Origin of the sequence: Paeniglutamicibacter kerguelensis (assembly GCF_017876535.1) — a bacterium.
GTDB lineage: Bacteria > Actinomycetota > Actinomycetes > Actinomycetales > Micrococcaceae > Paeniglutamicibacter > Paeniglutamicibacter kerguelensis.
Genome location: NZ_JAGIOF010000001.1, coordinates 560,664 through 587,368 on the forward strand (window position 1 = coordinate 560,664; position 26,705 = coordinate 587,368).

Here is a 26,705-nt window from a genome sequence, read left to right on the forward strand (position 1 = left end):
GCCGACGTACGGGGGTGCTGCACAAAAGGGATGGCCGGGGCGAGTCCACGCCCCGGCCATCAACAAGTGCTACTTCAGGTTCAGCATCGGGGTGATCTGGGCGTCGTATTCCTTCGCCAGGGCCTCCAGATCCGCGGTGTCGCGGATCTTGCCGAAGAACTCCTCCAGCTTCAGCGAGGATTCGACCGCTGCCCAACCCGGTGCGGCCGGGGTCAGCTTGGAGTTCGATGCCGAGGCGATGGCCGCCTTGGCGAACTGGTCCTCACCCATCGAGTCGTTGTTGTCCGAGTTTGCCGGGCCCAGTCCGTTCTTGCCGAGCATGTCCTGGTAGTCCGAGGAGAAGATGATGCGCATCAGTTCCTTGGCCAGCTCCGGGTTCTGGGACTTGGCGGAAATGCCGATGTTGGATCCGCCGGCCAGAACCGGTGCCGGATTGCCGTCGTTGCCCGGGAGTACGAAGGCGGAGAACTTCTTGTCGTTCCAGGTGCGGACGTCCTTGCCGGTCTTGGCGTCCTTCTCCATGTCGCCGATCGACCAGTGGGCCCATCCCGGGGCCATGATGGTGGCCGCCGCTAGCGAGGTCTTGCCGGTCGGCTTGCCCGCTTCGTCTAGGATCTGGTCGGCATCGTTGATGTAGAGCCACGGGGTGGCGTCCTTGGCGTCGGCCGGGGCCTTGGAAGCGCTCTTGTACAGGTCCTGCAGCTGCGCCAGGCCCTTGAGGGTGTTCGGGTCCGAGAGGGTCGAGGCCCACGCATCACCTTCCTTCTTGGCCAGTTCGCCGCCGTTGGCGAAGATCCAGGAGATGCCGTTGCGCCAGTCCTGGCCGCCGAGGAAGAAGCCGGAGAAGTTCTTGATGTCGCGCGGGTTCTTCTCGGTGATGGTCTTCACCGCGGTGTTGTACTCGTCCAGGGTCGTGGGGGTCTCGACGCCTGCTTCCTTCCACACGTCGCCGCGCTGGAACATGTAGCGCGAGCCCGCGTAGTAGGGGAGTGTGAAGTTCTTGCCGTCCACGGCGCCGGCCTCGACGAAGGACGGGATCAGCTTGGCGCCGCCGAGCTCTTCGAACATGTCGGAGACGTCCAGGAAGGCGCCGATGTTGGTGAAGGTCGGGGACTGGGTGTTGCCCATTTCCACGACGTCCGGGGTGTTGTTGGCATCGGGCAGCGCGGTGGTCATCTTGGTGACCAGATCGCCCCAGCCCTGCTCCTCGATCTTGAGGGTGGCGCCTGTCTTGGTCTTGAAGGTGTCCTTCAGGTATGTGCGAAGCTCTTCCGGGGTGTCGGCGCCCGCCAGCCACAGGGTGATGGTCTTGTCCGCGTTGCCTGCCGGATCACTGGCCGCCGCGGAACCGGCGGAAACCGGCGCGGAGGATGCAGCGGGTGCCCCGCTGCCGCCGCAAGCGGTCAGGGAGAGTGCCGCGGCGGTCGTGAGGGCCGCAAGCCCAAGGTACTTCTTCATTGGAGATCCTTTCGGAAGGGGGAAACGGGTTTACTGCGAGTAATCCCATGCGAAGGGTCGTGCTTGTTACAACGGATCAGGCCACTCCCAACTGATTCCAAAGAACCATGACCGCGGTGCCGCGCAGGACCACGTCCTGCGGTTCCTTGGCGAGGCGGACTTCCACCAAGGGTGGTCTGTGCGGAAGCATCCGTTCCACCAGCGTTTTTTCAACGCTTTGGCGCAAGGTCCCTTCCAAGAGGTGTGCCGGTCCGCTGAGGACGACTTCGGCCAAGTCAAGGGCCCCGACGATGGGCGCCAGTGCCACGGCGAGGCGCTCGCCGGCGATCTGCAGGACGTTTTCGGCGGCGGAGCCGGGGTCTTCCAAGGCCGCGGCTGCGGCGAGTCCGCGTTCGAGGAAGGGGACCGACAGCCAGGTTTCCAGGCAGCCGCGCTTGCCGCACTTGCACTCGAGGCCGCCGTCGGTGCCGACCACGACGTGGCCGATTTCCCCGGCTGCCGAGTGAACCCCGCGGGCGCGCTGGCCGTTGACCATGAGCCCGGAGCCCACGCCGCGGCCGACCTTGACCAGGATCATGTCGTTTGCGCCGCCCCCGAAGGTGAATTCGGCGAGAACCGCTGCATCCGCGTCGTTGGCCACGAGCGTGGGCAACCCGGTCCTCTGTTCGAGCAGTTCACGCAGCGGAAGGTCTTTCCAGTCCAGGTTGGGCGCGGTGAGCACCACGCCGTCGTGGTCGACGATGCCCGGGGTGCCGACGCCGATGCCAAGCAGCGGCGCCGTGGCGAGGCCGATGGCCCGGGTTGCCAGGTCGAGCACAAGCTGCGTGACTTCCTGTCCCTTTTCGTCCCCGGTGGTGGTTTCCACGCGGTGCAGGATGTTTCCATCCAGGTCCAGGACGGCGGCGCGGAGCACCGAGTTTTCTGCGAGGTCCAGACCGATGATCTGCAGCCCCCGGCGGTTTAGATCGACCATGATAGCGGGTTTCCCGGGTCGGATTTCCTCGGACTGGCCGAGTTCGATGACATGTCCGCGTTCGAGCAGTTCGGAGATCAGGTCCGATACCGTGACGCGGGTCAGGCCGAGGGTGCGCGAAAGGTCCGCGCGGCTCATCGGGCCCGTTGAATGAAGCGTCTGCAATGCAAGGGACAAGTTGTGTGCGCGGCCGTGTGAAGGCAGCGCTGCTGCGCCTGATGCCATGCTGCGCAGAGGGTCCCGTGAGGTGTTCATGGTTGTTAGTAAACTGTACTAACAAACAATGCGCAAGGGTTCGGACCACCATTTCCCGCCGCGATCGCATTGTGACGTGGGACAAGTTGCGCGAAATTCGACGTGGACGTCTTCGGGTCGACGCAGCTTCGGGGGAGCCGGCGGGTGGATCGTTGCGCGTGAGCTTGGCTACAAGCGCCGCGAATTTTCGGCCCGGCGAGTGTCCGGCTGTCACACTTGAAGGTGATGACTACAGCAACCCTCACCGATGCCAGCACCCTGACGATCCGTCCCGCCGTGGAGGCCGACTACCCGCACATTGCGCGGATCACCGTCGACTCCTACCTGGACGCGGGCCACTTCGATGACCCGGACCACGAGTACCTGCAGTTCGTGCAGCAGGTTGCCGCGCGTCACGCGGCCTCCGAGATCCTCGTCGCCGAGCGCGACGGCGTTGTCATCGGCTCGGTCACCCTGGTGCGCCCGGGCAGCGAGTACGCCGACATCGCGCTGGAAGGCGAACTCGAGTTCCGCATGCTGGTCATCGACCCGGCGGTGCAGCGCACCGGGGCCGGCCGCGCACTGCTGAACGCGGTGATCGACCGTGCCCGCGAGATCGAGGACGTCCACACCGTCTCGCTGACCACCGGCGGCCACTGGGTTGCGGCCCGCGCCCTCTACGAGGCCGACGGATTCCACCATGCCTCCGAGCGCGACTGGTACGTGCCGAACACCGAGATCGTCCTGGTCGTTTACACGCTGGCGCTCTAGGCCGGAGCCGGCCCGGCACTGCACTTGAAACCGAGGCTTCCGCGTTCCATCCCATTCGGCGGGTGGAACACGGAAGCCTCGTCGTTTAACCACCGGAAATGGGGCCGCGGTTGCGCAACACGCGTGCGCTCCAGGGGGATCGGACGTTGGATTTGGATAGGCTCGAAGGCGTGCGCACCCTGCGTTCCAGCCACCGAGTGAAGGAAGCCCCCCATGAGCGTCATCCACGAAACGACAATGGTTCCGACAAAGCGCGAGCTGATGGCCGGTTGGCTGCCGAAGCAGGACTGGTTCGAGGGCGGAGGGACTCCCGTGCTCAGCGTGGCCGGCGGGTTCCGGCTTGACGATCCGGCCGGCGAGGTCGGCCTGGAAATGATCCTGGTGCGCGATTCCGGGCAGGGGAATCCGGTGCTTTACCACGTCTCGCTGAGCTACCGCGGGGCCGAACTTGCCGGCGCGGAGGAGTACCTGCTGGGCACCAGTGAGCACGGGGTGCTGGGCACCCGCTGGATCTACGACGCCGCAGGCGACCCTGTGTGGCAGCGGCAGATGCGTGCCTTGATTTCCGGCGAGGTGCCGGCGCAGCACCAAAACGATTCGAATGCGCTCGATGCCACGGTCGCCGTGGTGCTTGCGCCGCAGGCCGACGGACCGGGCGACGTGCAAACCGACGTGCGGGGCGAGGTGCCGCAACCGGCGCTTGCGGTCATCCGCCGCCCGGAAGCGGGCGGATCGGGCTCCGGGGGAGCGTGTGCATGGGTCAACGCGTCGTGGGCCGATGCCGAGGGCAACATCGTTGCAGGTGCCGTCGTCGAACTTTCCTAGACGCGGCGGCAGGCGGGGTTTGCTTTCCGGGTTGGGGCGGCCGTGGGCGTGCCGGCGGCGCGGCGGGTGAATGCGCAGGCGGGATCACGCATCGACCCGGAAATCCGGCGCTGTTCGGAGCCTCGGGGCGTACTAGACTAGTGGGGAAACCCCATCCGCCCACTTAGGGAGATACATGTCTGCCATCAGCCGTGAGGACGTTGCGCACTTGGCGCACCTGGCCCACATTGAGATGAGCGATGCCGAGCTGGACAAGATGACCGGCGAGCTCGGTGTCATTGTCGAAGCAATCGCGTCGGTGTCCGAAGCCGCGTCCGCCGATGTTCCGGCCACCACCCACCCGATTGCGCTGTTCAACGTCTTCCGCGAGGACGTCGTCGGTCCGACGCTCACCGCCGAGGAAGCGCTGCTGAACGCGCCGGATTCCACCGACACGCGCTTCAAGGTGCCGGCCATTTTGGATGGAGAGTAATTCATGAACGAGATTATTCGTTACTCCGCAACCGAGCTTGCCGCCAAGCTGCGCGCCGGGGAAATCACCAGCGTGCAGGCCGTGCAGGCCCACCTGGACCGCATCGCCGAGGTTGACGGGGGAGAACAGGGCGTTCACGCCTTCCTGCACGTCAACGGCGAAGAAGCACTGGCGGTTGCCGCAGAGGTCGACGCAATCCGTGCCGCAGGCGGTGCCGCGGCGGAAGCGCTGCACCCGTTCGCCGGCGTGCCGATCGCCGTCAAGGACCTGATCGTCACCAAGGGCCAGCCCACCACCGCGGCATCGAAGATGCTCGAAGGCTGGATGAGCCCGTACGACGCCACCGTGATCACCAAGATCCGCGAAGCCAAGCTGCCGATGCTGGGCAAGACCAACCTTGACGAGTTCGCGATGGGTTCCTCCACCGAGCACTCCGCCTACGGCCCGACCCGCAACCCGTGGGACCTGAACCGGATCCCCGGCGGCTCCGGCGGCGGCTCCGCAGCGGCCGTCGCCGCGTTCGAGGCACCGCTGGCCCTTGGCACCGACACCGGCGGCTCGATCCGCCAGCCGGGAGCCGTCACCGGCACCGTCGGCGTGAAGCCGACCTACGGCGGGGTCTCGCGCTACGGCGCGATCGCCATGGCCTCTTCGCTGGACCAGATCGGCCCGGTCACCCGGACCGTGCTGGACTCCGCGTACCTGCACGAGCTGATCGGCGGGCACGACCCGGCCGACTCGACGTCGCTGAACGAACCGGTTCCGGCGCTGGTTGCCTCCGCCGAGCTGGGCGCCTCCGGCGACATGACCGGCGTGCGCGTCGGCGTCATCAAGGAACTGCAGGGCGAAGGCTACGAGCCGGGCGTGCAGGCACGCTTCGACGAGTCGCTGGAGGCGCTGCGCGCCGCCGGAGCGGAAATCGTCGAGGTTTCCTGCCCGAACTTCAAGTACGCGCTGGGCGCCTACTACCTGATCATGCCCTCGGAGGTCTCCTCCAATCTGGCCAAGTTCGACGGCGTGCGCTTCGGCACCCGCGTGCTTCCCACGGAGGGCCCGCTCACGATCGAACGCGTCATGGGTGCAACCCGTGCCGCGGGCTTCGGCGAAGAGGTCAAGCGCCGCATCATCCTGGGCACCTACGCGCTGAGCGCCGGCTACTACGACGCCTACTACGGCTCGGCCCAGAAGGTCCGCACGCTGATCCAGCGCGACTTCGACGCCGCGTTCGAGCTCGCCGACGTGCTGATCTCCCCGACCAGCCCGACCGTCGCCTTCGAGCTGGGCTCGAAGACCGGCGATCCGCTGGCGATGTACCTCAACGACGTTGCCACCATCCCGGCGAACATGGCCGGCGTCCCGGGCATCACCGTCCCGGGCGGCCTGTCCGAGGGCCTTCCGGTAGGCATCCAGTTCCTGGCCCCGGCCCGCGAGGATGCCCGCCTGTACCGTGCCGGTGCGGCACTTGAGAAGCTGCTGGAAGACAAGTGGGGCGGCCGGTTGATCGACCAGGCCCCCGAACTGTCCGCCGCCACCACTGGAGGGATTGCCTAAGATGGCCATGCACACCGATGAACTCGTCGACTTCGACGTCGCGCTGGAAAAGTACGATCCGGTGCTGGGCTTCGAGGTCCACGTCGAGCTGAACACCAAGACCAAGATGTTCTCCGCGGCACCGAACGTGTTCGGCGATACGCCGAACACCAACGTGACACCGGTCTGCCTGGGCCTGCCCGGCGTACTGCCGGTGGTCAACAAGACCGCCGTGGAATACGCGATCCTGATCGGCCTGGCGCTGAACTGCAAGATCGCCGAGCGCTGCGGCTTCGCCCGGAAGAACTACTTCTACCCGGACACCCCGAAGAACTTCCAGACCTCCCAGTACGACGACCCGATCGCCTACGACGGCTGGCTGGACATCGAGCTGGAGGACGGCGAGGTCTTCCGCGTCGAGATCGAGCGCGCGCACATGGAGGAGGACGCCGGCAAGCTCACCCACATGGGCGGGGCCACCGGCCGCATCCAGGGTGCAGACTTCTCGCTGGTCGACTACAACCGCTCCGGCGTGCCGCTGGTCGAGATCGTCACCAAGACCATCGAGGGTGCCGGCAAGCGCGCTCCCGAGTTGGCCAAGGCCTACGTCGCGGCGATCCGCGAAATCGTGAAGTCCCTCGACGTGTCCGACGCGAAGATGGAGCGCGGCAACGTGCGTTGCGACGCCAACGTCTCGCTGATGCTCAAGGGCGCGGATAAGTTCGGCACCCGTACCGAGACCAAGAACGTGAACTCGCTGCGTGCCGTCGAGCACGCGGTGCGTTTCGAGATCGAGCGCCACGCGGCGGTGCTGAATTCGGGTGCCGCGATCGTGCAGGAGACCCGTCACTGGCACGAGGACACCCGCACGACGACCTCGGGCCGCCCGAAGTCCGACGCCGACGACTACCGCTACTTCCCGGAGCCGGACCTAGTGCCGATCATCACCACGGTCGAATGGGTCGAAGAGCTGCGAGCCCGCCTGCCGGAGCCGCCGGCCGAGCGCCGCAAGCGCCTGAAGGCCGACTGGGGCTACTCGGATGCCGAGTTCCGCGACGTCGTCAACGCCGGCGTCACCGAAGCCATCGAGGAGACCATCGCCGCGGGCACCACCGCGGCCGTGGCCCGCAAGTGGTGGATGGGCGAGATCGCACGCCTGGCCAAGAACGCCGACGTCGAGATCCTGGACCTGGGCGTCACCCCTGCCACGATCGTCGAGCTGAACTCGCTGATCGAGGGCAAGAAGATCAACGACAAGATCGCCCGCCAGGTGCTCGAGTTCGTGGTTGCCGGCGAGGGCACGCCCTCCGAGGTTGTCGCGGCGCGTTCGCTGGCCGTCGTCAACGACGATTCGGCACTGGGTGCCGCGATCGACGCCGCCATGGAAGCCATGCCGGACGTGGTTGCCAAGGTGCAAGCCGGCAAGCTGCAGGCCATTGGCGCGCTGATGGGCCCGGTCATGAAGGCCACCCGCGGGCAGGCCGACGCCGGCCGCGTGCGCGAGCTCGTGCTTGAGAAACTCGGCATCGAGGGCTAACACCTTCCGACGCCGTGAGGCCCCGGTTCCTTTCCCAGTGGGAGGAACCGGGGCCTCTTGCTTTGCGGTTTTGTGGCGTTGCGGTGCCGGTGCACATCGTATTTGCAGGGTGCGGCCGTGACTCAGAAGAGCGTTGGCGCGGTGAAGGCAGGCTGGGGGGTTCCAGTAGGTGTTGCGCCGCGGCTTGTGTTCCGGGTCCATGAACGTGGGCAGGATGGCCGCCGGCAGGCCGTCGTCGTTGTGGACAATTTCGATCAGGCCTGTGTGGACCCCATGGTGGTGCCCGCTGCACGTGGGTGTTCCGTCCTCAACGCGGGTCAGTCCGCCGAGCTCCCAGGGTTTGAGATGGTGGATTTCGCAGTGTTCGGGCGGCACCGTGCACCCCGGAACAACGCACCCGCCGTCCCGGGCGAGGATCGCCTGGCGCATGTAGTCGGGGAAGTACCTTTCCGAGCGCCCCAGGTCCAGGATCTGGCTCTTGCCGTTCATGACGATGGGAATGGCACGGCAATTGCAGAGGTTTTGCCTCAATTCCGCGGGGCTCAGCTGCTGGCCGTGCCTGGTGATGCCGCTGGTGCTGGCACGTGCCTCGAGCTCGGCCAAGGTGGCGATGATGACCATGTCCGGTGACGGAAGGCCCGTCGGCTTCTTCGGGTTGCTGGCCCGGCCGTTGGATTTCAGGAGGTTGAGCAGACCCTGCAGGTGGCGCTGTGGGGGAGTGAGTCCGTCGGCCCCCGGTGCACTTTGGTTGAGGACCTCGAACGGGTCCGACATGGGCGTCGACGTTGCCGGTTGCGGCGTGGGCTGCCCTGACTCGTTTCCGAGCGTGATCGCGGCAAGTTCCTCGGGAGTGGCCAGGGGTTTGTCGTGGGAAGCCGACGTGGCCAGCAGGAAATCCGGAAAAGTGGTGCGGGTTGCGGTTGCCGGTGTGGATTCGGAACCGCAGTTGGTGCCATGGGCGGAGGATGCACCTGAATCAATGTCGGGAACCGACGAGCTCCGAGGTGAACCGCCAAACGGGGATTGTCGGAGCAGGGCGTCGCGGTCTCCGGCCTTTGTGCGGGGGTTATCGGTTTGGGCGCAGAGCGAGAGAATGAATTCGGCATCGCCGGGCAGGGTCCGCAGGAGGAATTCCACGGTGCCGGAGTTCATCCCGCGATAGAACAACCCGAGCCTTGAGCGGAGGACTTCCTCGGAGGGCTCGGTGATGTCCTGTTCCAGAGTGCTCTGGATGGTGCTGAGGAGTCGCTGGGTCGTTCGGGGATCGTGGGTGCGGACAGATTCGAGAACCTGTTCCTCCAATTCGGTGGACAGGGTGACCGGATCCGGCTGCTGGTTGATGTGAGGGCCAAGCGCATCAAGTTTCTTCGCTGCGGAGCTGATTTCCTTGGGGGAGATGTTGCCCGAGGCGAGTTCGCCGGCAAGCTTGGGGAATCTTGGCTGCTGCGCGACGCCGTTGACGTCCGTGTGCGGCAGCAGGTTGGCGGCCGATTGCATTCGGTCGCGCGCCTCGAAGAACGGAAGGTGGAACGCGTTTTGCATGAAGTCGACGGTGTTCTTGAACGTCGGGCGTCCGGAGGGAACGGTGCGGGGATCGTCGGGCAATTGCCTGGCGCCGCTGATGTAGTCGTCCGGGTCCGTGGCCAGGGTGCGCAATTCGTTCAGCTGCGCCGCGGGCAGCTCATGGACGAGCGTGCGTTGGGCAAGATCGGCAGCAAGGATCTGCGCGTAGGCCGCTGTCCGCTGGGCCTGCTCCGCCAGCAGCGCGAAGTAGCCTGCACGGGTGGGCGACGACGTGCCCTTGGCGATCCGCGGGCCCAAGGAAGCGGCGATCCGCAGTGCCGCCGCGTAGGCGCGCAGTTCATCCTCCGGGGTTACCTTGTGCCCCGGGGTGTTGTCGTTGCCGGCAACCGCCGAGATGAATGCGTTCGTTTGCATGGAACAAGGGTGCGACGGATTGATGCGCAGTGAATTCGACGGGTGCGGGAATGTGGACAACCGGAAGGCCCATGGGCTTTGGTATTGACAGGCAAGTGGAGACTTGCCTTAATGGGGGTGTGGAATTGCTGCTGAAGGCGCTCGCCGACCCGACACGGGCCCGCATCCTTGACGAGCTGGTGGACAGGGACGGGCAAACGCTGTTCGAGATTTGCGCCAGGTTGGCCGCGAAGCACGGAATCACGCCGACCCGCCAGGCGATTTCCCAACATCTTGCGGTGCTTGAGGGCGCGGGGCTGCTGCACAGCGAACGCTCGGGCCGCTACAAGCTGCACTACCTTGACACATCCCCACTACAGGAAATTTCCCGCAGGTGGCCGCAGCGGTCGCCGGCGGGCCAGCCGGCTTCACCCGACGGCGGTTCGGGCCGTGCCGGAGGGCCGGACAAACAGATTGCATCCTCGTCGGAAAGGACGAAACCATGAAAATCCACCTCGCCAGCATTTTCGTTGATGACCAGGCCAAGGGGCTTGAGTTCTACACCAACAAGCTGGGCTTCGAGAAGAAGACCGACATTCCGATGGGCGAGTTCTCTTGGCTGACGGTCGTCTCCCCGGAGGCCCCGGACGGGGTGGAGCTGGTGCTGGAACCGGCAAACCACCCCGCGGTGGGGCCGTTCCGTGACGCACTGGTGGCGGACGGCATCCCCTATACCTCCTTCGCCGTATCCGACGTGAACGCGGAATACGAGCGGCTGACGGGCCTTGGCGTGGTCTTCACCCAGCCGCCGACGGCCATGGGGCCCGTGACAACCGCGGTGTTCGATGACACCTGCGGGAACCTGATCCAGATCGCCGCGATGGCGCAGACCCCGGGCGAATGAACGCGACGCACCCTGCCGGACCCAAGCCCGATGCGGATGTGGGTATCGATGAGGAGCTGGTCCGCGCCCTGCTGTCCGCCCGGCACCCGGATCTCGCCGGGCGCGGGTTGGGGTTCGTCGACGATGGATGGGACAACGCCGTCTACCGGCTGGGCCCGGATTTGGCCGTGCGGTTGCCGAGGCGTGCCGGCGCGAACTCGCTGTTGCTCAACGAGTTGCGCTGGCTGCCGTTCCTGGCGCCGCGGCTGCCCGTCCCGATCCCGGTGCCTGTCCGCGGCGGCAAGCCGGGGGAGGGCTACCCGTACCACTGGGCAATCATGCCGTGGTTCGAGGGCAGGAGCGCGGCAACGGTTTCCCCGCAGGAGCGCGATGGCTACGCGGTCCGGCTTGCCGCGTTTTTCCGGGCGCTGCACGTCCCGGCCCCGGCCGACGCCCCGAAGAACCCGGTGCGCGGCGTGCCGCTCAAGGGCCGGGATGCAACAGTGCGCGGGAGGCTGGAGGCCTCGGTCCTTGAGGCTCGCGACGGGTTGCTTGCGCTGTGGGATGAAGGGATCGCCGCGGCCGAGCATCGCGGCCCGCGCCTGTGGGTCCACGGGGACCCGCACCCGCACAACGTGGTCGTCGGCCCCGGGGACCAGGACGGCGCCGGGCATGCCCCGATCGGGCTGCGGGCCGTGATCGACTTCGGCGACCTGACGGCCGGGGATCCCGCCAGCGACCTTGCTGTTTGCTGGTTGCACTTCACCGATGCCGGCCGGGAGGCCTTCCGGGGCGCGCTGGCCGACCATGCCCTGTACTCGCCGGGAACCTGGGTGCGGGCCAGGGCCTGGGCGGTGAACTACGCGTCGTTGATGGCGGCGTTGCCCGAGGCTGATCCGCTGCATGCCGTCGGGGTGCACGGAATCGGGCAACTGCTTCGAGACGAATGAGAAGCCGCCGGGGAAGCCGGGTCCGGTGCGGCTCATGGTGAATGACGGGATGGTTGGTGCGGGGTCACAAACCGCGGTGATTTCACCTAATGCGCCTCGACTGGGTAGTGTCTAGCTTTCGATCGGCAAATCATGGCTTGACGTAGACGGTTCCCGCGGTCTTCCGGGGCGGACCGTAGGCCGACCGGCCCGCGGGATTCGTGGCCTTTGCGCCAGGTGGCGTCAAGCGTTGTACCGTGGACACGTTGTTTCCGGGAATCGCCGTCTCTGGTGGTGCACGGCGGCGAAGTTTCGCCATCGAAACTTCGGGCAGAAAAAATCTGTTGGCCGGGCGCGGGTATCCTTTGCGCATTACCGGCTGCGGCCGATTGCCGGACATGAAAATTACGTCGAGTACGGCACCGAGCCCCGGCTCGGAGGACAGGGAATGAACGAGGGGTGGACATGCTTGAACGCGATCAAGCGGTCGGCCTGCGCAATGGACGCGGCCATCGGGGAGACGACCTGCGGCGGCTGAACACCGCCGCCGTCATGAAGCACGTCTTCCATCATCCGGGGACCTTCAGATCCGAGATCGCCGCCCAACTCGGCCTGAGTGCTGCGTCGGTCACGAACATCACCTCCGTGTTGATCAATGACAACCTCCTGGAGGCGCTGCCCTCGCCCGTGGGAGGGCAAGGCCGTCCGCGGGTGCCACTGCAAGTGGATCACCGCTCGAGTGCGGTCCTGGGAATCCACCTGGGTCCGCGCACCACGGGCGTGGTTCTCATGGGCCTGGACGGCAAGGAGCGCGCGGCGGTCCTGGTGCCCCATGCCGGGATGGGACCGGGGGAGTCCATCGACTTGGTGGTGGCTGCCGCCGAGAATTTGGTCGACACCTATGCCGGCACCTGCACCATCCTGGGTACGGGCATTGCCACGGGTGGCATCGTGGACCGCGAAGCCGGCATTATCGTGGACAACCCGAGTGCCGGATGGCAAAATGTGCGGGTTATGGACTTATTGCGCGGCAGGCTGCCCTCGCCGGTGATCCTCGACAACAATGCGCGTGCGGCCGCGCAATCCGAGCTGCTTTACGGGAACGGGCGACGCACCGATGACTTCGTTTTGATGGTCATCACCGCCGACATCGGATCGGTAATGGTCGACAGTGGACGTATTCGTTCCGGGTTTAGCCAGACTGCAGGTCAAATTGCCCACCTGCGCGTCAGTGATGAGCCGCGGGAATGCCCGTGCGGCCGCACGGGTTGCCTGGCGGTCATGGCCTCGGATGACGCGGTGACTCGAACTGCCATCGAACACGGACTGCCCGCCAGGAACATCGATGAGGTCCTGGCGTTGGCCTCGGCGGGTGGCGCCGCGGCCATCGAGATCCTTGAACAGCGAAACCGGTACGTAGGTCGCGCCGCGAGTTCGCTGTTGGACATCCACGATCCGGAGCTGCTCGTGGTGGCAGGCACTCCCGCAGAAACACCTGCATTCTTCGGTTCGCTGATCGCCGAGGTCGGCAAGTATGCGCATGCCGGACATGGCGCCGCGGGACGCGTGGTGCTGTCCTCGGATCACGTATTTTCCCTGTCGCTCTTTGCCGGGGCAACATTGGTCGATGCCCTGCTAGCCGATCCGCTGGGCGTGCTCGGTTTTGGCGAGGGTGAAGGCTCCCTCTCCTAGGGGGAGGAGCCGATCTGCCGCTGCAGGAAAGGGCCTAGTCGGCCACCTGAAGCCACTGCAATGCGAATGAGCAACGCGTGAATCTTTCGAAAAATTTTGACAGGCCCAGCCGCATCTGGTTTATTTTAGAGCGTAAAAAAAGTAGTGAGGGCAATCACAGGCTGTGGTTACCTCGCTTACACCGCCGACCGTTCGGCGGGATACACGGATCATTTGTACGGGAGGAGCATCATGTCAAAGAAGAAGATGTTGGCAGTAGCAGCAGCTTCGGCGGCGTTCATGTTGGCAGCCAGTGGTTGCGCTGCAGGAACTGGAAACAACGCCGGTGCCGAGGGTGAAAAGAAGCTTTCATTCCAGCTCACCGAGCCGAAGTCGCTGGTCCCGCACGAGGATCCGGGAAGCCAGGTCGCCATGGCCACCTGCGCAAACCTGATGGAAGTCAACACGGAGACCCAGACGCTGGAACCGCTGGCCGCCAAGTCCGTCACCAGCACGGACGCCAAGACCTGGAAGATCCAGTTGCAGGACGACTGGACGTTCCAGGACGGCGCCCCGGTCACCGCAAACTCCTTCGCCGATGCGTGGAACAAGACCGCCACCGGCTCCAACGCCTGGCAGGGCAACGGCTACTTCGCAACCTTCGTCGGCTACAAGGACCTGAACCCCACCGACGGTTCCACGCCGAAGGCCGACAAGCTGTCCGGCGTGAAGGTCATCGACGAGAACAACCTTGAGGTCACCCTCACCGCGGCAAACGCCGACTTCCCGAAACTTTTGAGCACCTCGGCCCTCTGCCCGCTTCCCGAACAGGCCTTCAGCGATCCCAAGGGGTACGAAGCCAACCCGATCTCCAACGGCCCGTACCAGTTCGCTTCCTGGAACCACAACGTTGAAGTTGTCCTGGAAAAGTGGGACGGCTTCAAGGGTGCGGCAGGGTTCTCCGGTGGCGCCGACAAGCTCGTCGGCCAGATCTACACCGCTGTCGACGCCGCATACACCGACATGACCGCCGGCAACCTGGACATGATCCGCAACGTCCCGGCCACCATGGTCTCCAAGGCGAAGAGCCAGCTGGGCGAGGAATCCCTCTACGAGGTCAAGACCGGCTCCAAGCAGTACACGCTGCAGATCCCGGGCTACGTCAAGGGACTTGAGAACCCGGACCTGCGCAAGGCGATCTCGATGTCGATCGACCGCGAGGCCATCGCGACCTCGCTGCTGCAGGGCTACGCAACGTCCTCCGACTCGCTGGTTCCGCCGTCGCTGGATTCCTACAAGAAGGGTTCCTGTGACTCCTGCACCTTTGACGCTGCCGGTGCCAAGGCGCTCCTGGAGAAGGCCGGCGGCTTCGACGGCACGCTGATCATCGAGCACAACTCGACCTCCGATCAGCAGTTGGTCCAGGTCATCTCCAAGCAGATCCAGGACAACCTGGGCATCAAGGTCCAGCTCAAGCCGATGATGGGCACCGAGCTGGAAGCGCGACGCAACGGCAAGAAGCTTGAAGGCGCGGTCTTCGGCCTGTGGGGTTGGTCCTACAAGAGCCCGGACCAGTACCTGAGCCAGTACGAAACCGGCGGCGACGGCAACGTCACCACCGGCTACTCGAACCCGGCCGTTGACAAGCTGATGGTCGCAGCCCGTGGCGAGCAGGACGAGGCCAAGTCGGCTGGACTGTACGCCGACGCCGAGGCCCTGATCATGAAGGACATGCCTTCGATCCCGCTGTTCATTCCGACCGACTTCGGACTTCGCTCCAAGTGCGCCGCGATGAACGATTCGCAGGGCGACCTGCAGTTCTACCGCGCCGGATACGGCTGCTAAACAAGCACAACACTTGCGCTGACTGGGGTGCGCCGACGATGACTCGACGGTGCACCCCCGATTCAGAACAGATGCGGCCGGATGGCCGCGAAAGGAAGCAGTCGCATGCTTGGCTACACAGTACGCCGAATCCTGCAGATGATACCGGTCGTCATCGGCGCCACGTTCATCATCTTTGCACTCACATTCTTGATGCCCGGGGACCCCGTCGCGGCACTGACCGGGGCCCGGCCGCTGCCCGAATCCACGGTCGCCCAGATCCGCCTGGCCTACCACCTCGATGACCCCTTCCTGGTCCAGTACGGCAACTACATGCTCGGCCTGATCCAGGGGAACTTCGGCATCGACTTCTTCGGGCGCCCCATCCTGGGGCTCATCCTCGAACGCCTCCCCACCACCTTCGCGCTGGCGATGACCGCCTGGGTGCTGAAGCTGGCCATCGGCCTGGCCATCGGCGTCTACGGCGGCCTGCGCCACGGCCGCGCCGGGGACCACTTCGCCCTGGTCTTCACCGTGATCTTCCTGGGCATCCCCGGCTTCGTGATCGCCCTGGGTGCACAGACCGTCTTCGGTGTGCAGCTGGGCTGGGTCGACCCCGCCGGCATCCGTGCGGGATGGCCGATGGCGTTCATCCTCCCGGCACTGGTCATGGCCGTCGAGGCCTCGGCCGGGCTGGCCCGGCTGACCCGCACCTCCCTGGTGGACGTGCTGCGTGCCGAATACCTGCGCACCGCCCGCGCCAAGGGCCTCTCCCCGAACCGGGTCATCTGGGGACACGCGTTGCGCAACGCGATGATCCCGGTGGTCACCTACCTGGGCCTGAGCCTGGCCGGCATGCTCGGCGGCGCCGTGCTGATCGAGGCGATCTTCAACATCCCCGGCATCGGGGGACTGATGGTCACGGCCATCAACAACAAGGAGGGCACCGTTGTGGTGGGCATCGCCACGATGCTCGTGCTGGTGTACCTAGTCTTCAACCTGCTCGTGGACCTGCTCTACGGCATCATTGACCCGAGGGTACGGATATGAGCCAAAGTACACAGACCAATCCCGGCGCGGACACCGCTGCGGACCCGCTGGCACCGACCAACCCGATCACGGCCCCGGCCGGCCTGAAGGCCCCGGTTGCCCCGGTGCCGGTCGGCCCGCGCCGGGTTGCCAAGAAAATCAACCGCGGACCGATCTGGCTCAAGCCCCGCTTCCTGATCTCCGGGTCCATCGTGGCGCTCATGCTGCTCATGGCCGCGTTCCCGCAGTTGTTCGCCGGCTTCGGCGCGGACCCGAACGCGAACTGCGACATCATGAACACCAACCAGGCCCCGAGCGCCGAGCACATCTTCGGCGTCGACATCCAGGGCTGCGACTACTACACCAACGTCATCTTCGGCGCCCGCGCCTCGATCCTGGTCGGCATCGTGGTCACCGCGATCTCCTTCGTGATCTCCGCACTGCTCGGCTCGCTGGCCGGATACTTCGGCGGCTGGGTCGACACCATCATTTCCCGCGCTTGCGACATGGCGTTCGGCCTGCCGTTCATCCTGGCCGCGATCGTGGTCCTGCAGCTGTTCAGCGAGCGGACCGTGTGGACCGTCATCTTCGCCCTGGCCCTCTTCAGCTGGGCCGGCGGCGTCCGCTTCATGCGCTCCTCGGTCCTGGAGGTCCGCAACCGCGAATACGTCCAGGCCTCCAAGCTCCTGGGTGCGGGCCACGGGCGGATCATCAAGACCCACATCATCCCCAACTCGCTGACCCCGCTGCTGGTGCTCCAGACCCTGGGCATCGGCGGGGTGATCTCCGCCGAGGCGGGACTCACGTTCATCGGCATCGGGCTGACCCCGCCGTCGGTGTCCTGGGGCCTGCAGCTGGCCGCGGCCCGCGAATACATTTCCGCGGCCCCGCACCTGCTGGTCTTCCCCGCGATTTTCCTGACCATCACCGTGCTTGGCTTCGTGCTCTTTGGCGAGGCGCTGCGCGATGAGTTCGACCCGAAAGGCAAATAACGTGGGCACCCACCAACTTGCGACCCCCGCAGCCAATGCCGCAACGGACCCCGCCGACGACGTGCTGCTGCGCGTGAAGGACCTCGAGGTCGAATTCAACACCACCCGCGGCATCGCCACGGCCGTGAACGGCATGAACTTCGAGGTCAAGCGCGGGCAGGCGCTGGGCATCCTGGGCGAATCCGGCTCCGGCAAGTCAGTGACGGCACGGGCCATCATGGGCATCCTGGACATGCCCCCGGCGCACATCCCGCGCGGGGAAATCCTCCTGGAGGGCGAGGACCTGCTCACCGTGACCCCCAAGCGCCACCGCCAGCTGGTCGGCTCCCGGGTGTCGATGGTCTTCCAGGACGCGCTGACCGCACTGAACCCCGTCCACCCGGTGGGACGCCAGATCGGCGAGCTCTACCGCGTGCACCGCGGGTACTCCCGCAGGGACGCCAAGGCAGCGGCCATCAAGATGATGGACAGGGTCAAGATCCCCGCCGCCGTAAAACGGGTGAACGACTACCCGCACCAGTTCTCCGGCGGCATGCGCCAGCGCATCGTGATCGCCATGGCGCTGGCCCTGGACCCGGTGCTGCTGATCGCCGACGAGCCGACCACCGCGCTGGATGTCACCGTGCAGGCGCAGATCCTGGAACTGCTCAAGGAGCAGCAGGAAGAGCGGAACATGGGGCTGATCCTGATCACCCACGACATTTCCGTGGTCAAGGAGGTCACCGACCAGGTTGCCGTCATGTATGCCGGCCGGGTCGTGGAACACGGGCCGACCGCCGAGGTGCTGAACCGCCCCGGACACCCCTACTCGCGAGGTCTGGCTGCCTCGATCGCGGGGGAGGAGCTCAAGGGCCAGCGCCTGCCGGCGATCCCCGGCACGCCCCCGGACCTGTTGAACCTGCCGGCGGGCTGCTCCTTCGCCAACCGCTGCTCCTTTGTCACGGACAACTGCCTGGAGAGCATCCCGGCGCTCGAAACGATCGAAGCATCACGGCACATCGATACAGCACGGCACAGTGCCTGCTTCCACACCCCGAAGGTCTTGGCCCATGTCAACGTCTGAAACACTCACCCTCCCCGTCCGCGCGGACGAAGCCACCGCAACGCCGCTGATGGAGTTGCGCTCGGTCAAGCAGCACTACCCGGTGGCCCGCCACCTGCCGGTCGGCCCGCGCAAGTTCGTCAAGGCCCTGGACGGTGTCGACCTGTCCCTCGCCGAGGGGGAGACCCTGGGCGTCATCGGCGAATCAGGTTGCGGCAAGTCCACGCTGGCCCGCGTCATGGCCGGGCTGGAGAAGCCCACGGCCGGCCAGGTGCTCTTCCGCGGCCAGGACATCAACGGGCTCAAGGGCGATGAACGCCGCGAGATGCGCCGGAACATCCAGCTGATCTTCCAGGACCCGTACTCCTCGCTGAACCCGCGCATGAGCGTGGAGGAACTTGTCGGCGAGCCGTTCGCGATCCACCCGGAGGTCGCCCCGAAGGCCGGGCGCAAGGCCAAGATCAAGGAATTGCTGGAACTGGTCGGGCTGAACCCCAACCACGCCGACCGCTACCCGCACAACTTCTCCGGCGGCCAGCAGCAACGCATCGGCATCGCCCGCGGCATCGCGCTGAACCCGCAGATGCTCATCTGCGACGAACCCGTCTCCGCGCTGGATGTCTCGGTGCGCGCCCAGGTGGTGAACCTGCTCGACGACCTGCAAAAGGAACTGGGCCTGAGCTACCTGTTCATCGCCCACGACCTGCAGATCGTCAGGCACATCTCCGACCGGGTCGCGACCATGTACCTGGGCCGCGTCGTGGAACTGGGAACGTACGCCGACGTGTACGACCGGACCGGGCAGCCGTACACGCGGGCGTTGATGTCCGCGGCCCCGGAACTGCGCCGCAACGACGGGACCGACCGGGAACGCATCGTGCTGCAGGGCGACCCGCCCTCGCCGATCGACCCGCCCGCCGGCTGCCGCTTCCACACCCGCTGCCCGATGGCCCAGGCCATCTGCGCAACCAAGGAACCCGAGCTGGTCCAGATCAGCGACACGCACGTGGCCCGCTGCCACTTCGCCACCAACACCCCAACCAACTAAAGCCATGGGTGCGCCCGAGGCCGGGCACCCCTACCGAATTCAAGTTTTTCATTAAAGGAGCAATTTTCGTGGATCTCAAAGTAGGCGTCGTCGGGTTCGGACTGCGTTCCGGGCTGTACGAGCACGCCCACCGCCCCGGTGCGGGGTCGGTCGTGACCATGGTGTGCGACACCTCCGAACGCGGCCGCGCCGACGCGGCGAAGAAGCTGCCCGAGGCAAGAATCACCGCCGACCTGGGCGAGCTGCTCGATGCGGGCCTGGACGCCGTGCTGGTGCTGACCCCGGACAACCAGCACGCCGTGGTTGCCAAGCGCACCCTGGAAGCCGGCATCCCGACGTTCTGCGAAAAGCCGCTGGACGTCACCCTGGACGCCGTGGACGAGGTGCTGGAAACGGCCTTCCGCACCGGCACCAAGCTGTACGTCGGGCACAACATGCGCCACATGCCGGTGGTCCGCCAGATGCGCGAGATCATCGAATCCGGTGCCATCGGTGCGGTCAAGGCCGTCTGGTGCCGCCACTTCGTGGGCAACGGCGGCGACTACTACTTCAAGGACTGGCACGCCGAGCGCAAGAACACCACCAGCCTGCTGCTGCAAAAGGGCGCGCACGACATCGACGTGATCCACTGGCTTGCCGGCGGATACACGCAGCGCGTCTCCGCCGTCGGCGACCTGGCAGTGTACGGGGACGTCGAATCGCGCCGCGACAACACCGACCGCCGCATGGGGGACTGGTTCTCGCTGGAGAACTGGCCGCCGGCCGAGCAGACGGACCTGAACCCGGTCATCGACGTGGAAGACATTTCCATGATGCAGATGACGCTGGACAACGGCGTGCTGGCCTCCTACCAGCAGTGCCACTTCACCCCCGACTACTGGAGGAACTACACGGTCATCGGCACCGCGGGCCGCCTGGAGAACTTCGGCGACGACGCGGGCAACCTGATCAAGGTGTGGAACACCCGCAGCCAGGACGGCTACGTGGAGGCCGACCTCGAGGTGGAAATCGAGGCCGCCGGCGGCGGCCACGGCGGGGCGGACCCGCGCCTGATCGCCGAGTTCCTGCGCTTCGCGGCCGAGGGCGGACCGACCGAGACCTCACCGGTCGCGGCCCGCGCCGCGGTTGCCGCGGGCGTGCTGGCCACCGAGTCGCTGCGCACCGACGGATCGGCCAAGGTCGTTCCCGCGCTCGGCGGGGAACTGTTGGCCTACTTCGCGGCCAACCAGGAGCGCATCAACGCCTAGGTCCGCGTCGCAGGACTTGGTCCTGACGTACTGAATCGGGGGCTGTCCCACCAGTTGTTTGTGGTGGGACAGCCCCCGATTTTTCGTGTGTGGAACGGAACAGGCGGACGCGATGCGTCAGTGGATCGTGAGTTCGGCCATGGCCTCGCGCATGGCCTGGACAACCAATTGCACGCTGCGCCGGTGCATGGATTCGGGCCGTGCCAGCAGGTCGATCCGGCGCCGGTTGGCGATGCCTTCCAGCCCGCGCAGCACCACCTTTTCGCCCACCGTTGCACCGGCGGTGTACCGCGGAATGATGCCGATGACATCGCCGGACGCGACAAGTGCCGCAACCGTGGCGTAGTCGTTGATGCGGTGGATGATGTTCGGGGCGGCGCCCGAGACGGCACTGATCGCACCGAGCACGTCGGCGGGGGAGAATCCCTCGCGGCTGACTACCCAGCGTTCGTTGACCAGGTCCGCCGGGCGCAGGGTTTGCCGGGAGGCCAGCGGGTGTCCCGCCGGCAGTGCAATGTCCAGCGGTTCGTGCGCCAGCGGCGTGACAACAACCCTGTCCGTCGGCCAATGCGGGGTGTGGTCCATGCGGTGCGCCAGCACCAGGTCGTAGCGCGCGCTCAGTGCGGGAAAGTCCTGTTGGGCGACGTCCTCGTCAAAGAACTGCGGCAGGGGTGCGCCCTCGAAGGACAGCTTGCTCAGCAGCGGAGCAAAGAGCGACTGGCCCACCGAGTGGAACCCCGCAACGCTGACCGGCGCCGTGGAGCTCTCTTGGAATGCGCCTATGGCGGACCGTGCGGCGGCCAGCGAAGAGACCACCGCGGCCCCGGCGGCGGCTAGGACCTGGCCCGCCTCGGTGAGGACCAGGTTTCGACCCTCCTTGCGGGTGAGCGGCACGTCGATGTTGCGCTGCAGCAGCGCCAGTTGTTGGGAGACCGCGGAGGGCGTGACATAGAGCGCGCTGGCCACGGCCTTTACGGATCCGAGGTCTCCGAGCTCGCGCAGGATCTGCAGCTGGTGAACTTCCATGTAGCAAATTCTAAATCGTTGATTGAGAAACATGTGCATCTTCTAAGGTGTCATCGGGGTGATGCAGGTGACAGACTTGGAACCGATTCCCGTTCGTCAGGGCGCCCGCTCGGGCGCAAGTAAGGAAAACACGATGAAGGCACTGTACAAGTCCGGACCGCACGCCGGATTCGAACTCGTTGACCGCCCCGAGCCCGTCACCGGCGACCGCGACGTCAAGATCCGCGTGATGACCGCAGGCATCTGCGGCACCGACCTGCACATTCAGGCCTACGACGACGCGGCGAAAGCCATGATCAAGGCCCCGATGATCCCGGGCCACGAGTTCTACGGCGAGGTCATCGAGGTCGGCAATGAGGTGTCCGACGTAAAGGTCGGCGACCGCGTTTCCGGCGAGGGCCACGTGGTCTGCGGCATGTGCCGCAACTGCCGTGCCGGCCGCCGCCAGATGTGCATCAACACCGTTTCCGTGGGCGTGCAGCGCGACGGTGCCTTTGCCGAATACGTCGTCATCCCGGAGACCAACGTCTGGGTCCACCGCGACGCCTCGATCACCCCGGAACTCGGCGCGATCTTCGACCCGTTCGGCAACGCCGTGCACACCGCGCTGTCCTTCCCGCTGGTCGGCGAGGACGTGCTGATCACCGGCGCCGGGCCGATCGGCCTGATGGCAGTGGCCGTCGCCCGCCACGCCGGTGCGCGCAAGATCGCCATCACAGACGTGTCGCCGAACCGCCTGGAGCTGGCCCGCGGCATGGGTGCAGACCTGGCGATCGACGTGTCCAAGATGCGCATCAAGGAAGCCCAGCACGAGCTCGGCATGCTCGAAGGCTTCGACTTCGGCATGGAAATGTCCGGCCACCCCACCGCGCTGCCGGAAATGATCGAGAACATGAACCACGGCGGCCACATCTCCATGTTGGGCCTGCCCTCCAGCTCGATCGACATCGACTGGGGCAAGGTCGTCACCCACATGCTGACCCTCAAGGGCATCTACGGGCGCGAAATGTTCGAGACCTGGTACGCCATGAGCGCCATGCTGACCTCCAACCCGCAGCTGCGCGAACGCGTTGCCTCCGTGGTCACCGACTACCTGCCGGCCACCGAGTGGGAAGCCGGCTTCGAGGCAGCACGCTCGGGCCACGGCGGCAAGGTCGTGCTCGACTGGACCGTCTTCTAAACTTCCCCCCAGCCTCTTCCACATTTCCGCGACTTCCAGGAGAAGCACATGTACACCACCATGAAAGACGAACTCGCCGCCGAGCTGGCGCAGCTTCGCACCGACGGCCTGTTCAAGTCCGAGCGCCACATCGATTCGCCGCAGTCCGCCCGCATTTCCGCCGGCGAGCTCGGCTCCGAGGCCAAGAAGGTCCTGAACTTCTGCGCCAACAACTACCTGGGCTTGGCCGACGACGTCCGCATCATCGAGGCCGCCAAGAACGCCATGGACGAGCGCGGCTTCGGCATGGCCTCGGTCCGCTTCATCTGCGGCACCCAGGACCTGCACCTGGAGCTGGAGACCGCCGTCTCCAAGTTCCTGGGCACCGAGGACACCATCCTGTTCTCCAGCTGCTTCGACGCCAACGGCGGCGTCTTCGAGTCGCTCTTCGGCGCGCAGGACGCCATCATTTCCGATGCGCTGAACCACGCCTCGATCATCGACGGCATCCGCCTGTCCAAGGCCGCGCGCTTCCGCTATGCCAACCAGGACATGGCGGACCTGGAGACCCAGCTGCAGGCCGCCGCCGCACTGAACGACGGCAAGGGTGCCCGCCGCACCATCATCGTCACCGACGGCATCTTCTCCATGGACGGCTACCTGGCCCCGCTGGAAGCCATCTGCGACTTGGCGGACAAGTACGGCGCGCTGGTCATGGTCGATGACTCCCACGCCGTGGGCTTCATGGGCGCCACCGGCGCCGGCACCCCCGAGCACGCGGGCGTCTCCGAACGCATCGACATCTACACCGGCACCTTCGGCAAGGCCCTCGGCGGCGCGTCGGGCGGCTACGTCTCCGGCCGCGGCGAGATCGTCGCGATGCTTCGCCAAAAGGCCCGTCCGTACCTGTTCTCCAACTCGATGGCCCCGGCCATCGTCGCCGCGACGCTCAAGGCGCTGGAACTGGTGGAGGGCTCGGGCGAGCTGCGCGAGAAGCTCTTCGCCAACGCCACGCACTTCCGCACCCGCATGGCCGAAGAAGGCTTCGACCTGCTCGACGGCGAACACGCGATCGTCCCGGTCATGTTCGGCGACGCCGTCAAGGCCGCAGAGGTCGCCGGCAAGATGCTGGAGCACGGCGTCTTCGTGACGGCCTTCAGCTTCCCGGTGGTCCCCAAGGGCGCCGCGCGCATCCGAGTGCAGCTCTCCGCGGCGCACTCGGCCGAGGACATCGAGGCCTGCGTGCAGGCCTTCGTCGCCAGCCGCTAGGCAGCACCGGACAGCAACGGGCATCGCCCGCACGCCCGCATCCTTGGGTCCAAGGAACGGGGGGAGTGCGGGCGATGCCCGTTTAAGCAGGTGTCGACGGCCGTCCCGGCGCGAGGACGGCAATGCGACCGTTGCGGCTCCGGTTACCGGTCTTGTTGGAGCTGCGCGAGCAGACGACGCGGATGGGCGGCAGCGTCGGTGACGCCGAAATACGCGTGCGTGATCGTGCGGTCGCTGACCACCAGGGTGCTGCGGACATGAAGCAGTTCGCCCTCGAAACCGAAGGTCGGCAGGCCGCAGGCGGTGGCCCGGGCGAACCCGGGGTCCGAAAGCAGCGGATACGGCAGGTGCAGGCGCTCGACGGCCTCGAGCTGGTACTCGGTGCCCTGGCTGGAGAGTCCCAGGACGCGGTAGCCTATGGCGGCGAAGTCGGCGGCGAGGTCGCGGAATTCGCAGGCCTCCGGGGTGCAACCCTTGGCGCCGGGAACCTGCGCCCACCCGCCAGGCTCAACCTCGTCCGGGCGGCCGGTCCGCGGATAAACGAACAGGACGAAGGAACCCGCGGCGAAGTTCATCGGGCCCATCGTTTCCCCTGTGGTGGACGGCAAGGAGAGCAGCGGGAACTGTTGCCCGACAAGGTACTCGGCGGAGGTGTCGGTTGGGGTATCCATCGCAACAGTTTGCCACACGGCGGTGGCACCCCCGGGGCACGCGATCATTTCGGTCGGGTCCGGCGACGCGGTCGAGGCGGCCGTGGTCGCCGCACCCGAGACAGCGCCAGGCAATAACCGGCATCGCCCGCACTCCCATCCCGGGGTTCCAAGGAGGGGGAATGCGGGCGATGTTTTGTGGAGTTGTGTGGCCTCAGCTGATCTTGCGGCGGTAGATGGAGACCGCGAAGGCGTAGGCGACGACGAGGATGCCGACGAGCCAGGCGAGGGCTATCCAGATGTCCCCGCCGACCGGTTCCTGGGCGAACAGGGACCGGATGGTGTCAACGACCGCCGTCACGGGCTGGTTCTCGGCGAACCAGGCGACCGGGCCGGGCATCGTGCTGGTGGGCACGAACGCCGAGCTGATGAACGGCAGGAAGATCAGCGGGTAGCTGAATGCGCTCGCCCCGTCGACGGTCTTCGCCGAAAGCCCGGCGATCACGGCGATCCAGGTCAGCGCGAGGGTGAACAGGACCAGGATGCCGGCGACCGCCAGCCAGGCGGCCACGGACGCCCCGGTGCGGAACCCCATGACCAGTGCGACGCCGATGACCACAGCGACGGAGACCAGGTTCGCCGCCAGCGAGGTGAGCACGTGCGCCCAGAGCAGGCTGGGGCGCGCGATCGGCATGGACGCAAAGCGCTCGAAGATGCCGCCCTGCAGGTCCAGGAACAGCCGGTATGCGGTGTACGCGACGCCGGAGGCGATCGTGATCAGCAGGATGCCCGGGAGCATGTAGTTGACGTACGACTCGTCGGACCCGGTGTTGATGGCGCCGCCGAACACGTACACGAACAGCAGCATCAGTGCGATCGGGGTGACCGCGGTGGTGACGATGGTGTCGGGGCTGCGCAGGATGTGGCGCAGCGAGCGGCCGGTCAGGACGCCGGTGTCGGCCAGGACGTGGGTGCTCATCGTGGTTCCTTTCCAGCAGGCACCGTCTCGTCGGTGCGGGCGATGTCGGTGTCGGCCGCGCCGGTGTCTCCGACGAGGCTGAGGAACACGTCTTCCAGCGAGGGTTGTTTCTCGACGTACTCGACCGTGGCCGGCGGCAGGAGGGCCTTGAGTTCGGAGAGCGTGCCGTTCTGGATGATGGTTCCCTGGTGCAGGATCGCGATCCGGTCGGCGAGCTGTTCGGCCTCGTCGAGGTACTGGGTCGTGAGCAGCACGGTCGTGCCGCGCTCGGCGAGCTGCCTGACGGTCTGCCACACCTCCAGGCGCGCCTGGGGGTCGAGCCCGGTCGTCGGCTCGTCCAGGACAATGACCGGAGGGTTGCCGATCAGGCTCATGGCGATGTCCAGCCGGCGGCGCATGCCGCCCGAGTACGTCGCTGCCTTGCGCTTGCCCGCATCGGTGAGCGAGAAGCGGGCCAGCAGGTCGTCGGCGATCCCGCCCGGGTTCTTCAGGTGGCGCAGCCTGGCGATCAGCACCAGGTTCTCCCGGCCGCTGAGCACCTCGTCGACCGCGGCGAACTGGCCGGTCAGGCTGATCGACTCGCGCACGTCGCCCGGATTCGCGGCGACCTCGAAGCCGTTGACCGTTGCGGTGCCCGCGTCGGCCTTCAGCAGCGTCGAGAGGATCCTCACCAACGTGGTCTTGCCGGCGCCGTTCGAGCCGAGCAGCGCGAAGATGCTGCCCGCCTTCACATCGAAGTCGACGCCCCGCAGCACCTGCAGGTCCTTGAACGACTTCTCGATGCCCCTCACCCGGATCGCGGGTTCCAGGGCCTGGTCGGTTCTCATGTCAGGTTCTCCGTTCCGGGCGCGTTCACGCCTCGTCGGCGGGTTGGTCGGCGGACTCGTTGGCGGACTGGTCGATGGCGTCGTTCAGGCGCTTGCGCTCCTTGTTGATCCACTGGCCGTCCGAGTAGTTCTGGATGAAGGTGTCCGCGAACTCCACCGGGTCGTCCCCGACGATGTCGCGGATCGGGGTGCCGTCGGCCGCGGCGCCCTCGATCAGGTCGCCGAGGTCCTCGAGCATCTGCATCATGACATCGCCCTTGACGATCGATCCGGCGTACATGAAGTAGCGCTCGATCCCGTCGATCGCGGTCCGGTAGCTCGTGGGGAGCGCTTCCTTGCGGGCCTTGTATTGGCGCCAGCGCTTCTTGTCCTCGAACGACCCGGTGACCAGCTCGATCCATTTTGCTGCCATG

The 26,705-nt window shown here is 66.1% G+C and carries 25 protein-coding genes and 1 pseudogene; 18 read left to right on the forward strand and 8 right to left on the reverse strand.

Going from position 1 to position 26,705, the window contains the following annotated elements; all coding sequences use genetic code 11:
- Window positions 1-69 precede the first annotated feature (69 nt).
- Together JOF47_RS02485 and JOF47_RS02490 are read right to left on the reverse strand one after the other, a co-directional pair.
- Window positions 70-1,458, reverse strand: a complete 1,389-nt coding sequence (locus tag JOF47_RS02485) for an extracellular solute-binding protein (protein ID WP_209995745.1) — start codon at window positions 1,456-1,458, stop codon at window positions 70-72.
- Window positions 1,459-1,534: 76 nt separating this feature from the next.
- Window positions 1,535-2,686, reverse strand: a complete 1,152-nt coding sequence (locus JOF47_RS02490) for an ROK family transcriptional regulator (RefSeq protein WP_245356224.1) — start codon at window positions 2,684-2,686, stop codon at window positions 1,535-1,537.
- A 225-nt stretch (window positions 2,687-2,911) separates the two neighbouring features.
- Between JOF47_RS02490 and JOF47_RS02495 the strand changes: the two genes are divergently transcribed.
- From JOF47_RS02495 to gatB, 5 genes are all read left to right on the forward strand, one after another.
- Window positions 2,912-3,436, forward strand: a complete 525-nt coding sequence (locus JOF47_RS02495; protein WP_209995746.1) for a GNAT family N-acetyltransferase — start codon at window positions 2,912-2,914, stop codon at window positions 3,434-3,436.
- Window positions 3,437-3,649: 213 nt separating this feature from the next.
- Window positions 3,650-4,261 (forward strand): maltokinase N-terminal cap-like domain-containing protein, encoded by a 612-nt coding sequence (locus JOF47_RS02500; RefSeq protein WP_209995747.1) that lies wholly within the window; start codon window positions 3,650-3,652, stop codon window positions 4,259-4,261.
- A gap of 175 nt (window positions 4,262-4,436) precedes the next feature.
- Window positions 4,437-4,733, forward strand: coding sequence for an Asp-tRNA(Asn)/Glu-tRNA(Gln) amidotransferase subunit GatC (gene gatC, locus JOF47_RS02505; RefSeq protein ID WP_209995748.1), 297 nt, complete (start codon window positions 4,437-4,439; stop codon window positions 4,731-4,733).
- 3 nt (window positions 4,734-4,736) lie between these two features.
- Window positions 4,737-6,284 carry an Asp-tRNA(Asn)/Glu-tRNA(Gln) amidotransferase subunit GatA gene (gene gatA / locus JOF47_RS02510; protein ID WP_209995749.1) on the forward strand — a complete coding sequence of 516 codons (1,548 nt, stop codon included), beginning with the start codon at window positions 4,737-4,739 and terminating at the stop codon, window positions 6,282-6,284.
- Between the two features lies 1 nt (window position 6,285).
- Window positions 6,286-7,800 (forward strand): Asp-tRNA(Asn)/Glu-tRNA(Gln) amidotransferase subunit GatB, encoded by a 1,515-nt coding sequence (gene gatB, locus JOF47_RS02515; protein ID WP_377738348.1) that lies wholly within the window; start codon window positions 6,286-6,288, stop codon window positions 7,798-7,800.
- Window positions 7,801-8,214: 414 nt separating this feature from the next.
- Here gatB and JOF47_RS22265 read toward each other — a convergent pair.
- A pseudogene (locus tag JOF47_RS22265) lies at window positions 8,215-8,952 on the reverse strand (DUF222 domain-containing protein); the annotation flags it as partial.
- A 114-nt stretch (window positions 8,953-9,066) separates the two neighbouring features.
- On the opposite strand from JOF47_RS22265, the gene JOF47_RS21750 reads away from it, so the two are divergent.
- The 11 genes from JOF47_RS21750 to JOF47_RS02570 all read left to right on the forward strand — a co-directional run bounded on the left by JOF47_RS21750 (window position 9,067) and on the right by JOF47_RS02570 (window position 20,382).
- Window positions 9,067-9,771 (forward strand): hypothetical protein, encoded by a 705-nt coding sequence (locus JOF47_RS21750; protein ID WP_245357012.1) that lies wholly within the window; start codon window positions 9,067-9,069, stop codon window positions 9,769-9,771.
- 86 nt (window positions 9,772-9,857) lie between these two features.
- Window positions 9,858-10,223 carry an ArsR/SmtB family transcription factor gene (locus JOF47_RS02525; RefSeq protein ID WP_209995750.1) on the forward strand — a complete coding sequence of 122 codons (366 nt, stop codon included), beginning with the start codon at window positions 9,858-9,860 and terminating at the stop codon, window positions 10,221-10,223.
- On the forward strand, window positions 10,220-10,621 hold the full coding sequence (locus JOF47_RS02530; RefSeq protein ID WP_209995751.1) for a VOC family protein: 402 nt from the start codon (window positions 10,220-10,222) through the stop codon (window positions 10,619-10,621). The genes JOF47_RS02525 and JOF47_RS02530 overlap by 4 nt, the downstream gene beginning before the upstream one ends.
- The gene (locus JOF47_RS02535) at window positions 10,618-11,550 is read left to right on the forward strand and encodes an aminoglycoside phosphotransferase family protein (protein ID WP_209995752.1); all 933 of its coding nucleotides are present in this window, start codon (window positions 10,618-10,620) and stop codon (window positions 11,548-11,550) included. Before JOF47_RS02530 ends, JOF47_RS02535 begins: the two co-directional genes overlap by 4 nt.
- A 444-nt stretch (window positions 11,551-11,994) precedes the next feature.
- A complete protein-coding gene (locus JOF47_RS02540) occupies window positions 11,995-13,221 on the forward strand; it encodes an ROK family protein (protein ID WP_209995753.1) in 1,227 nt (408 codons plus the stop codon).
- Window positions 13,222-13,452: 231 nt separating this feature from the next.
- Entirely contained in the window at window positions 13,453-15,045 is a 1,593-nt protein-coding gene (locus JOF47_RS02545) for a peptide ABC transporter substrate-binding protein (RefSeq protein WP_209995754.1), read from the forward strand.
- A 105-nt stretch (window positions 15,046-15,150) separates the two neighbouring features.
- Window positions 15,151-16,074: an ABC transporter permease gene (locus tag JOF47_RS02550; protein WP_209995755.1), complete on the forward strand. Its 924-nt coding sequence runs from the start codon at window positions 15,151-15,153 to the stop codon at window positions 16,072-16,074.
- Window positions 16,071-17,045 carry an ABC transporter permease gene (locus tag JOF47_RS02555; RefSeq protein WP_209995756.1) on the forward strand — a complete coding sequence of 325 codons (975 nt, stop codon included), beginning with the start codon at window positions 16,071-16,073 and terminating at the stop codon, window positions 17,043-17,045. Before JOF47_RS02550 ends, JOF47_RS02555 begins: the two co-directional genes overlap by 4 nt.
- Before the next feature lies 1 nt (window position 17,046).
- Complete coding sequence (locus tag JOF47_RS02560; protein ID WP_342592688.1) at window positions 17,047-18,108, forward strand: ABC transporter ATP-binding protein; 1,062 nt, start codon at window positions 17,047-17,049, stop codon at window positions 18,106-18,108.
- A complete protein-coding gene (locus JOF47_RS02565) occupies window positions 18,095-19,135 on the forward strand; it encodes an ABC transporter ATP-binding protein (RefSeq protein ID WP_209995759.1) in 1,041 nt (346 codons plus the stop codon). The genes JOF47_RS02560 and JOF47_RS02565 overlap by 14 nt, the downstream gene beginning before the upstream one ends.
- A 68-nt stretch (window positions 19,136-19,203) precedes the next feature.
- The gene (locus JOF47_RS02570; protein WP_209995761.1) at window positions 19,204-20,382 is read left to right on the forward strand and encodes a Gfo/Idh/MocA family protein; all 1,179 of its coding nucleotides are present in this window, start codon (window positions 19,204-19,206) and stop codon (window positions 20,380-20,382) included.
- Between the two features lie 117 nt (window positions 20,383-20,499).
- Here the strand turns inward: JOF47_RS02570 and JOF47_RS02575 are convergent, their stop codons facing one another.
- Entirely contained in the window at window positions 20,500-21,408 is a 909-nt protein-coding gene (locus JOF47_RS02575; protein ID WP_209995764.1) for a LysR family transcriptional regulator, read from the reverse strand.
- Window positions 21,409-21,541: 133 nt separating this feature from the next.
- Between JOF47_RS02575 and tdh the strand changes: the two genes are divergently transcribed.
- Together tdh and JOF47_RS02585 are read left to right on the forward strand one after the other, a co-directional pair.
- The gene (gene tdh, locus JOF47_RS02580; protein ID WP_209995766.1) at window positions 21,542-22,588 is read left to right on the forward strand and encodes an L-threonine 3-dehydrogenase; all 1,047 of its coding nucleotides are present in this window, start codon (window positions 21,542-21,544) and stop codon (window positions 22,586-22,588) included.
- 48 nt (window positions 22,589-22,636) lie between these two features.
- Complete coding sequence (locus JOF47_RS02585) at window positions 22,637-23,836, forward strand: glycine C-acetyltransferase (protein ID WP_209995768.1); 1,200 nt, start codon at window positions 22,637-22,639, stop codon at window positions 23,834-23,836.
- Between the two features lie 143 nt (window positions 23,837-23,979).
- On the opposite strand, the gene JOF47_RS02590 is transcribed toward JOF47_RS02585, so the two are convergent.
- The 4 genes from JOF47_RS02590 to JOF47_RS02605 form a co-directional block, all read right to left on the reverse strand.
- Window positions 23,980-24,507, reverse strand: coding sequence for a peroxiredoxin (locus tag JOF47_RS02590; RefSeq protein ID WP_209995770.1), 528 nt, complete (start codon window positions 24,505-24,507; stop codon window positions 23,980-23,982).
- A 193-nt stretch (window positions 24,508-24,700) separates the two neighbouring features.
- Window positions 24,701-25,465, reverse strand: coding sequence for an ABC transporter permease (locus JOF47_RS02595; protein ID WP_209995772.1), 765 nt, complete (start codon window positions 25,463-25,465; stop codon window positions 24,701-24,703).
- Window positions 25,462-26,292 (reverse strand): ABC transporter ATP-binding protein, encoded by an 831-nt coding sequence (locus JOF47_RS02600; RefSeq protein ID WP_209995773.1) that lies wholly within the window; start codon window positions 26,290-26,292, stop codon window positions 25,462-25,464. Before JOF47_RS02600 ends, JOF47_RS02595 begins: the two co-directional genes overlap by 4 nt.
- Before the next feature lie 25 nt (window positions 26,293-26,317).
- Window positions 26,318-26,704, reverse strand: a complete 387-nt coding sequence (locus JOF47_RS02605; protein WP_209995774.1) for a DUF1048 domain-containing protein — start codon at window positions 26,702-26,704, stop codon at window positions 26,318-26,320.
- Window position 26,705 lies beyond the last annotated feature (1 nt).

Bases quoted from the DNA above. Each gene is read 5' to 3' on its own strand.
- JOF47_RS02600 (WP_209995773.1), bottom strand. From the start codon at position 26,292: ATGAGAACCGACCAGGCCCTGGAACCCGCGATCCGGGTGAGGGGCATC.
- JOF47_RS02550 (WP_209995755.1), top strand. From the start codon at position 15,151: ATGCTTGGCTACACAGTACGCCGAATCCTGCAGATGATACCGGTCGTC.
- JOF47_RS02590 (WP_209995770.1), bottom strand. From the start codon at position 24,507: ATGGATACCCCAACCGACACCTCCGCCGAGTACCTTGTCGGGCAACAG.
- JOF47_RS02500 (WP_209995747.1), top strand. From the start codon at position 3,650: ATGAGCGTCATCCACGAAACGACAATGGTTCCGACAAAGCGCGAGCTG.
- gatC (WP_209995748.1), top strand. From the start codon at position 4,437: ATGTCTGCCATCAGCCGTGAGGACGTTGCGCACTTGGCGCACCTGGCC.
- gatB (WP_377738348.1), top strand. From the start codon at position 6,286: ATGGCCATGCACACCGATGAACTCGTCGACTTCGACGTCGCGCTGGAA.
- JOF47_RS02575 (WP_209995764.1), bottom strand. From the start codon at position 21,408: ATGGAAGTTCACCAGCTGCAGATCCTGCGCGAGCTCGGAGACCTCGGA.
- JOF47_RS02495 (WP_209995746.1), top strand. From the start codon at position 2,912: ATGACTACAGCAACCCTCACCGATGCCAGCACCCTGACGATCCGTCCC.
- JOF47_RS02565 (WP_209995759.1), top strand. From the start codon at position 18,095: ATGTCAACGTCTGAAACACTCACCCTCCCCGTCCGCGCGGACGAAGCC.
- JOF47_RS02540 (WP_209995753.1), top strand. From the start codon at position 11,995: ATGCTTGAACGCGATCAAGCGGTCGGCCTGCGCAATGGACGCGGCCAT.
- JOF47_RS02555 (WP_209995756.1), top strand. From the start codon at position 16,071: ATGAGCCAAAGTACACAGACCAATCCCGGCGCGGACACCGCTGCGGAC.
- tdh (WP_209995766.1), top strand. From the start codon at position 21,542: ATGAAGGCACTGTACAAGTCCGGACCGCACGCCGGATTCGAACTCGTT.
- gatA (WP_209995749.1), top strand. From the start codon at position 4,737: ATGAACGAGATTATTCGTTACTCCGCAACCGAGCTTGCCGCCAAGCTG.
- JOF47_RS02485 (WP_209995745.1), bottom strand. From the start codon at position 1,458: ATGAAGAAGTACCTTGGGCTTGCGGCCCTCACGACCGCCGCGGCACTC.
- JOF47_RS02585 (WP_209995768.1), top strand. From the start codon at position 22,637: ATGTACACCACCATGAAAGACGAACTCGCCGCCGAGCTGGCGCAGCTT.
- JOF47_RS02490 (WP_245356224.1), bottom strand. From the start codon at position 2,686: ATGAACACCTCACGGGACCCTCTGCGCAGCATGGCATCAGGCGCAGCA.
- JOF47_RS02605 (WP_209995774.1), bottom strand. From the start codon at position 26,704: ATGGCAGCAAAATGGATCGAGCTGGTCACCGGGTCGTTCGAGGACAAG.
- JOF47_RS02535 (WP_209995752.1), top strand. From the start codon at position 10,618: ATGAACGCGACGCACCCTGCCGGACCCAAGCCCGATGCGGATGTGGGT.
- JOF47_RS02530 (WP_209995751.1), top strand. From the start codon at position 10,220: ATGAAAATCCACCTCGCCAGCATTTTCGTTGATGACCAGGCCAAGGGG.
- JOF47_RS02545 (WP_209995754.1), top strand. From the start codon at position 13,453: ATGTCAAAGAAGAAGATGTTGGCAGTAGCAGCAGCTTCGGCGGCGTTC.
- JOF47_RS02595 (WP_209995772.1), bottom strand. From the start codon at position 25,465: ATGAGCACCCACGTCCTGGCCGACACCGGCGTCCTGACCGGCCGCTCG.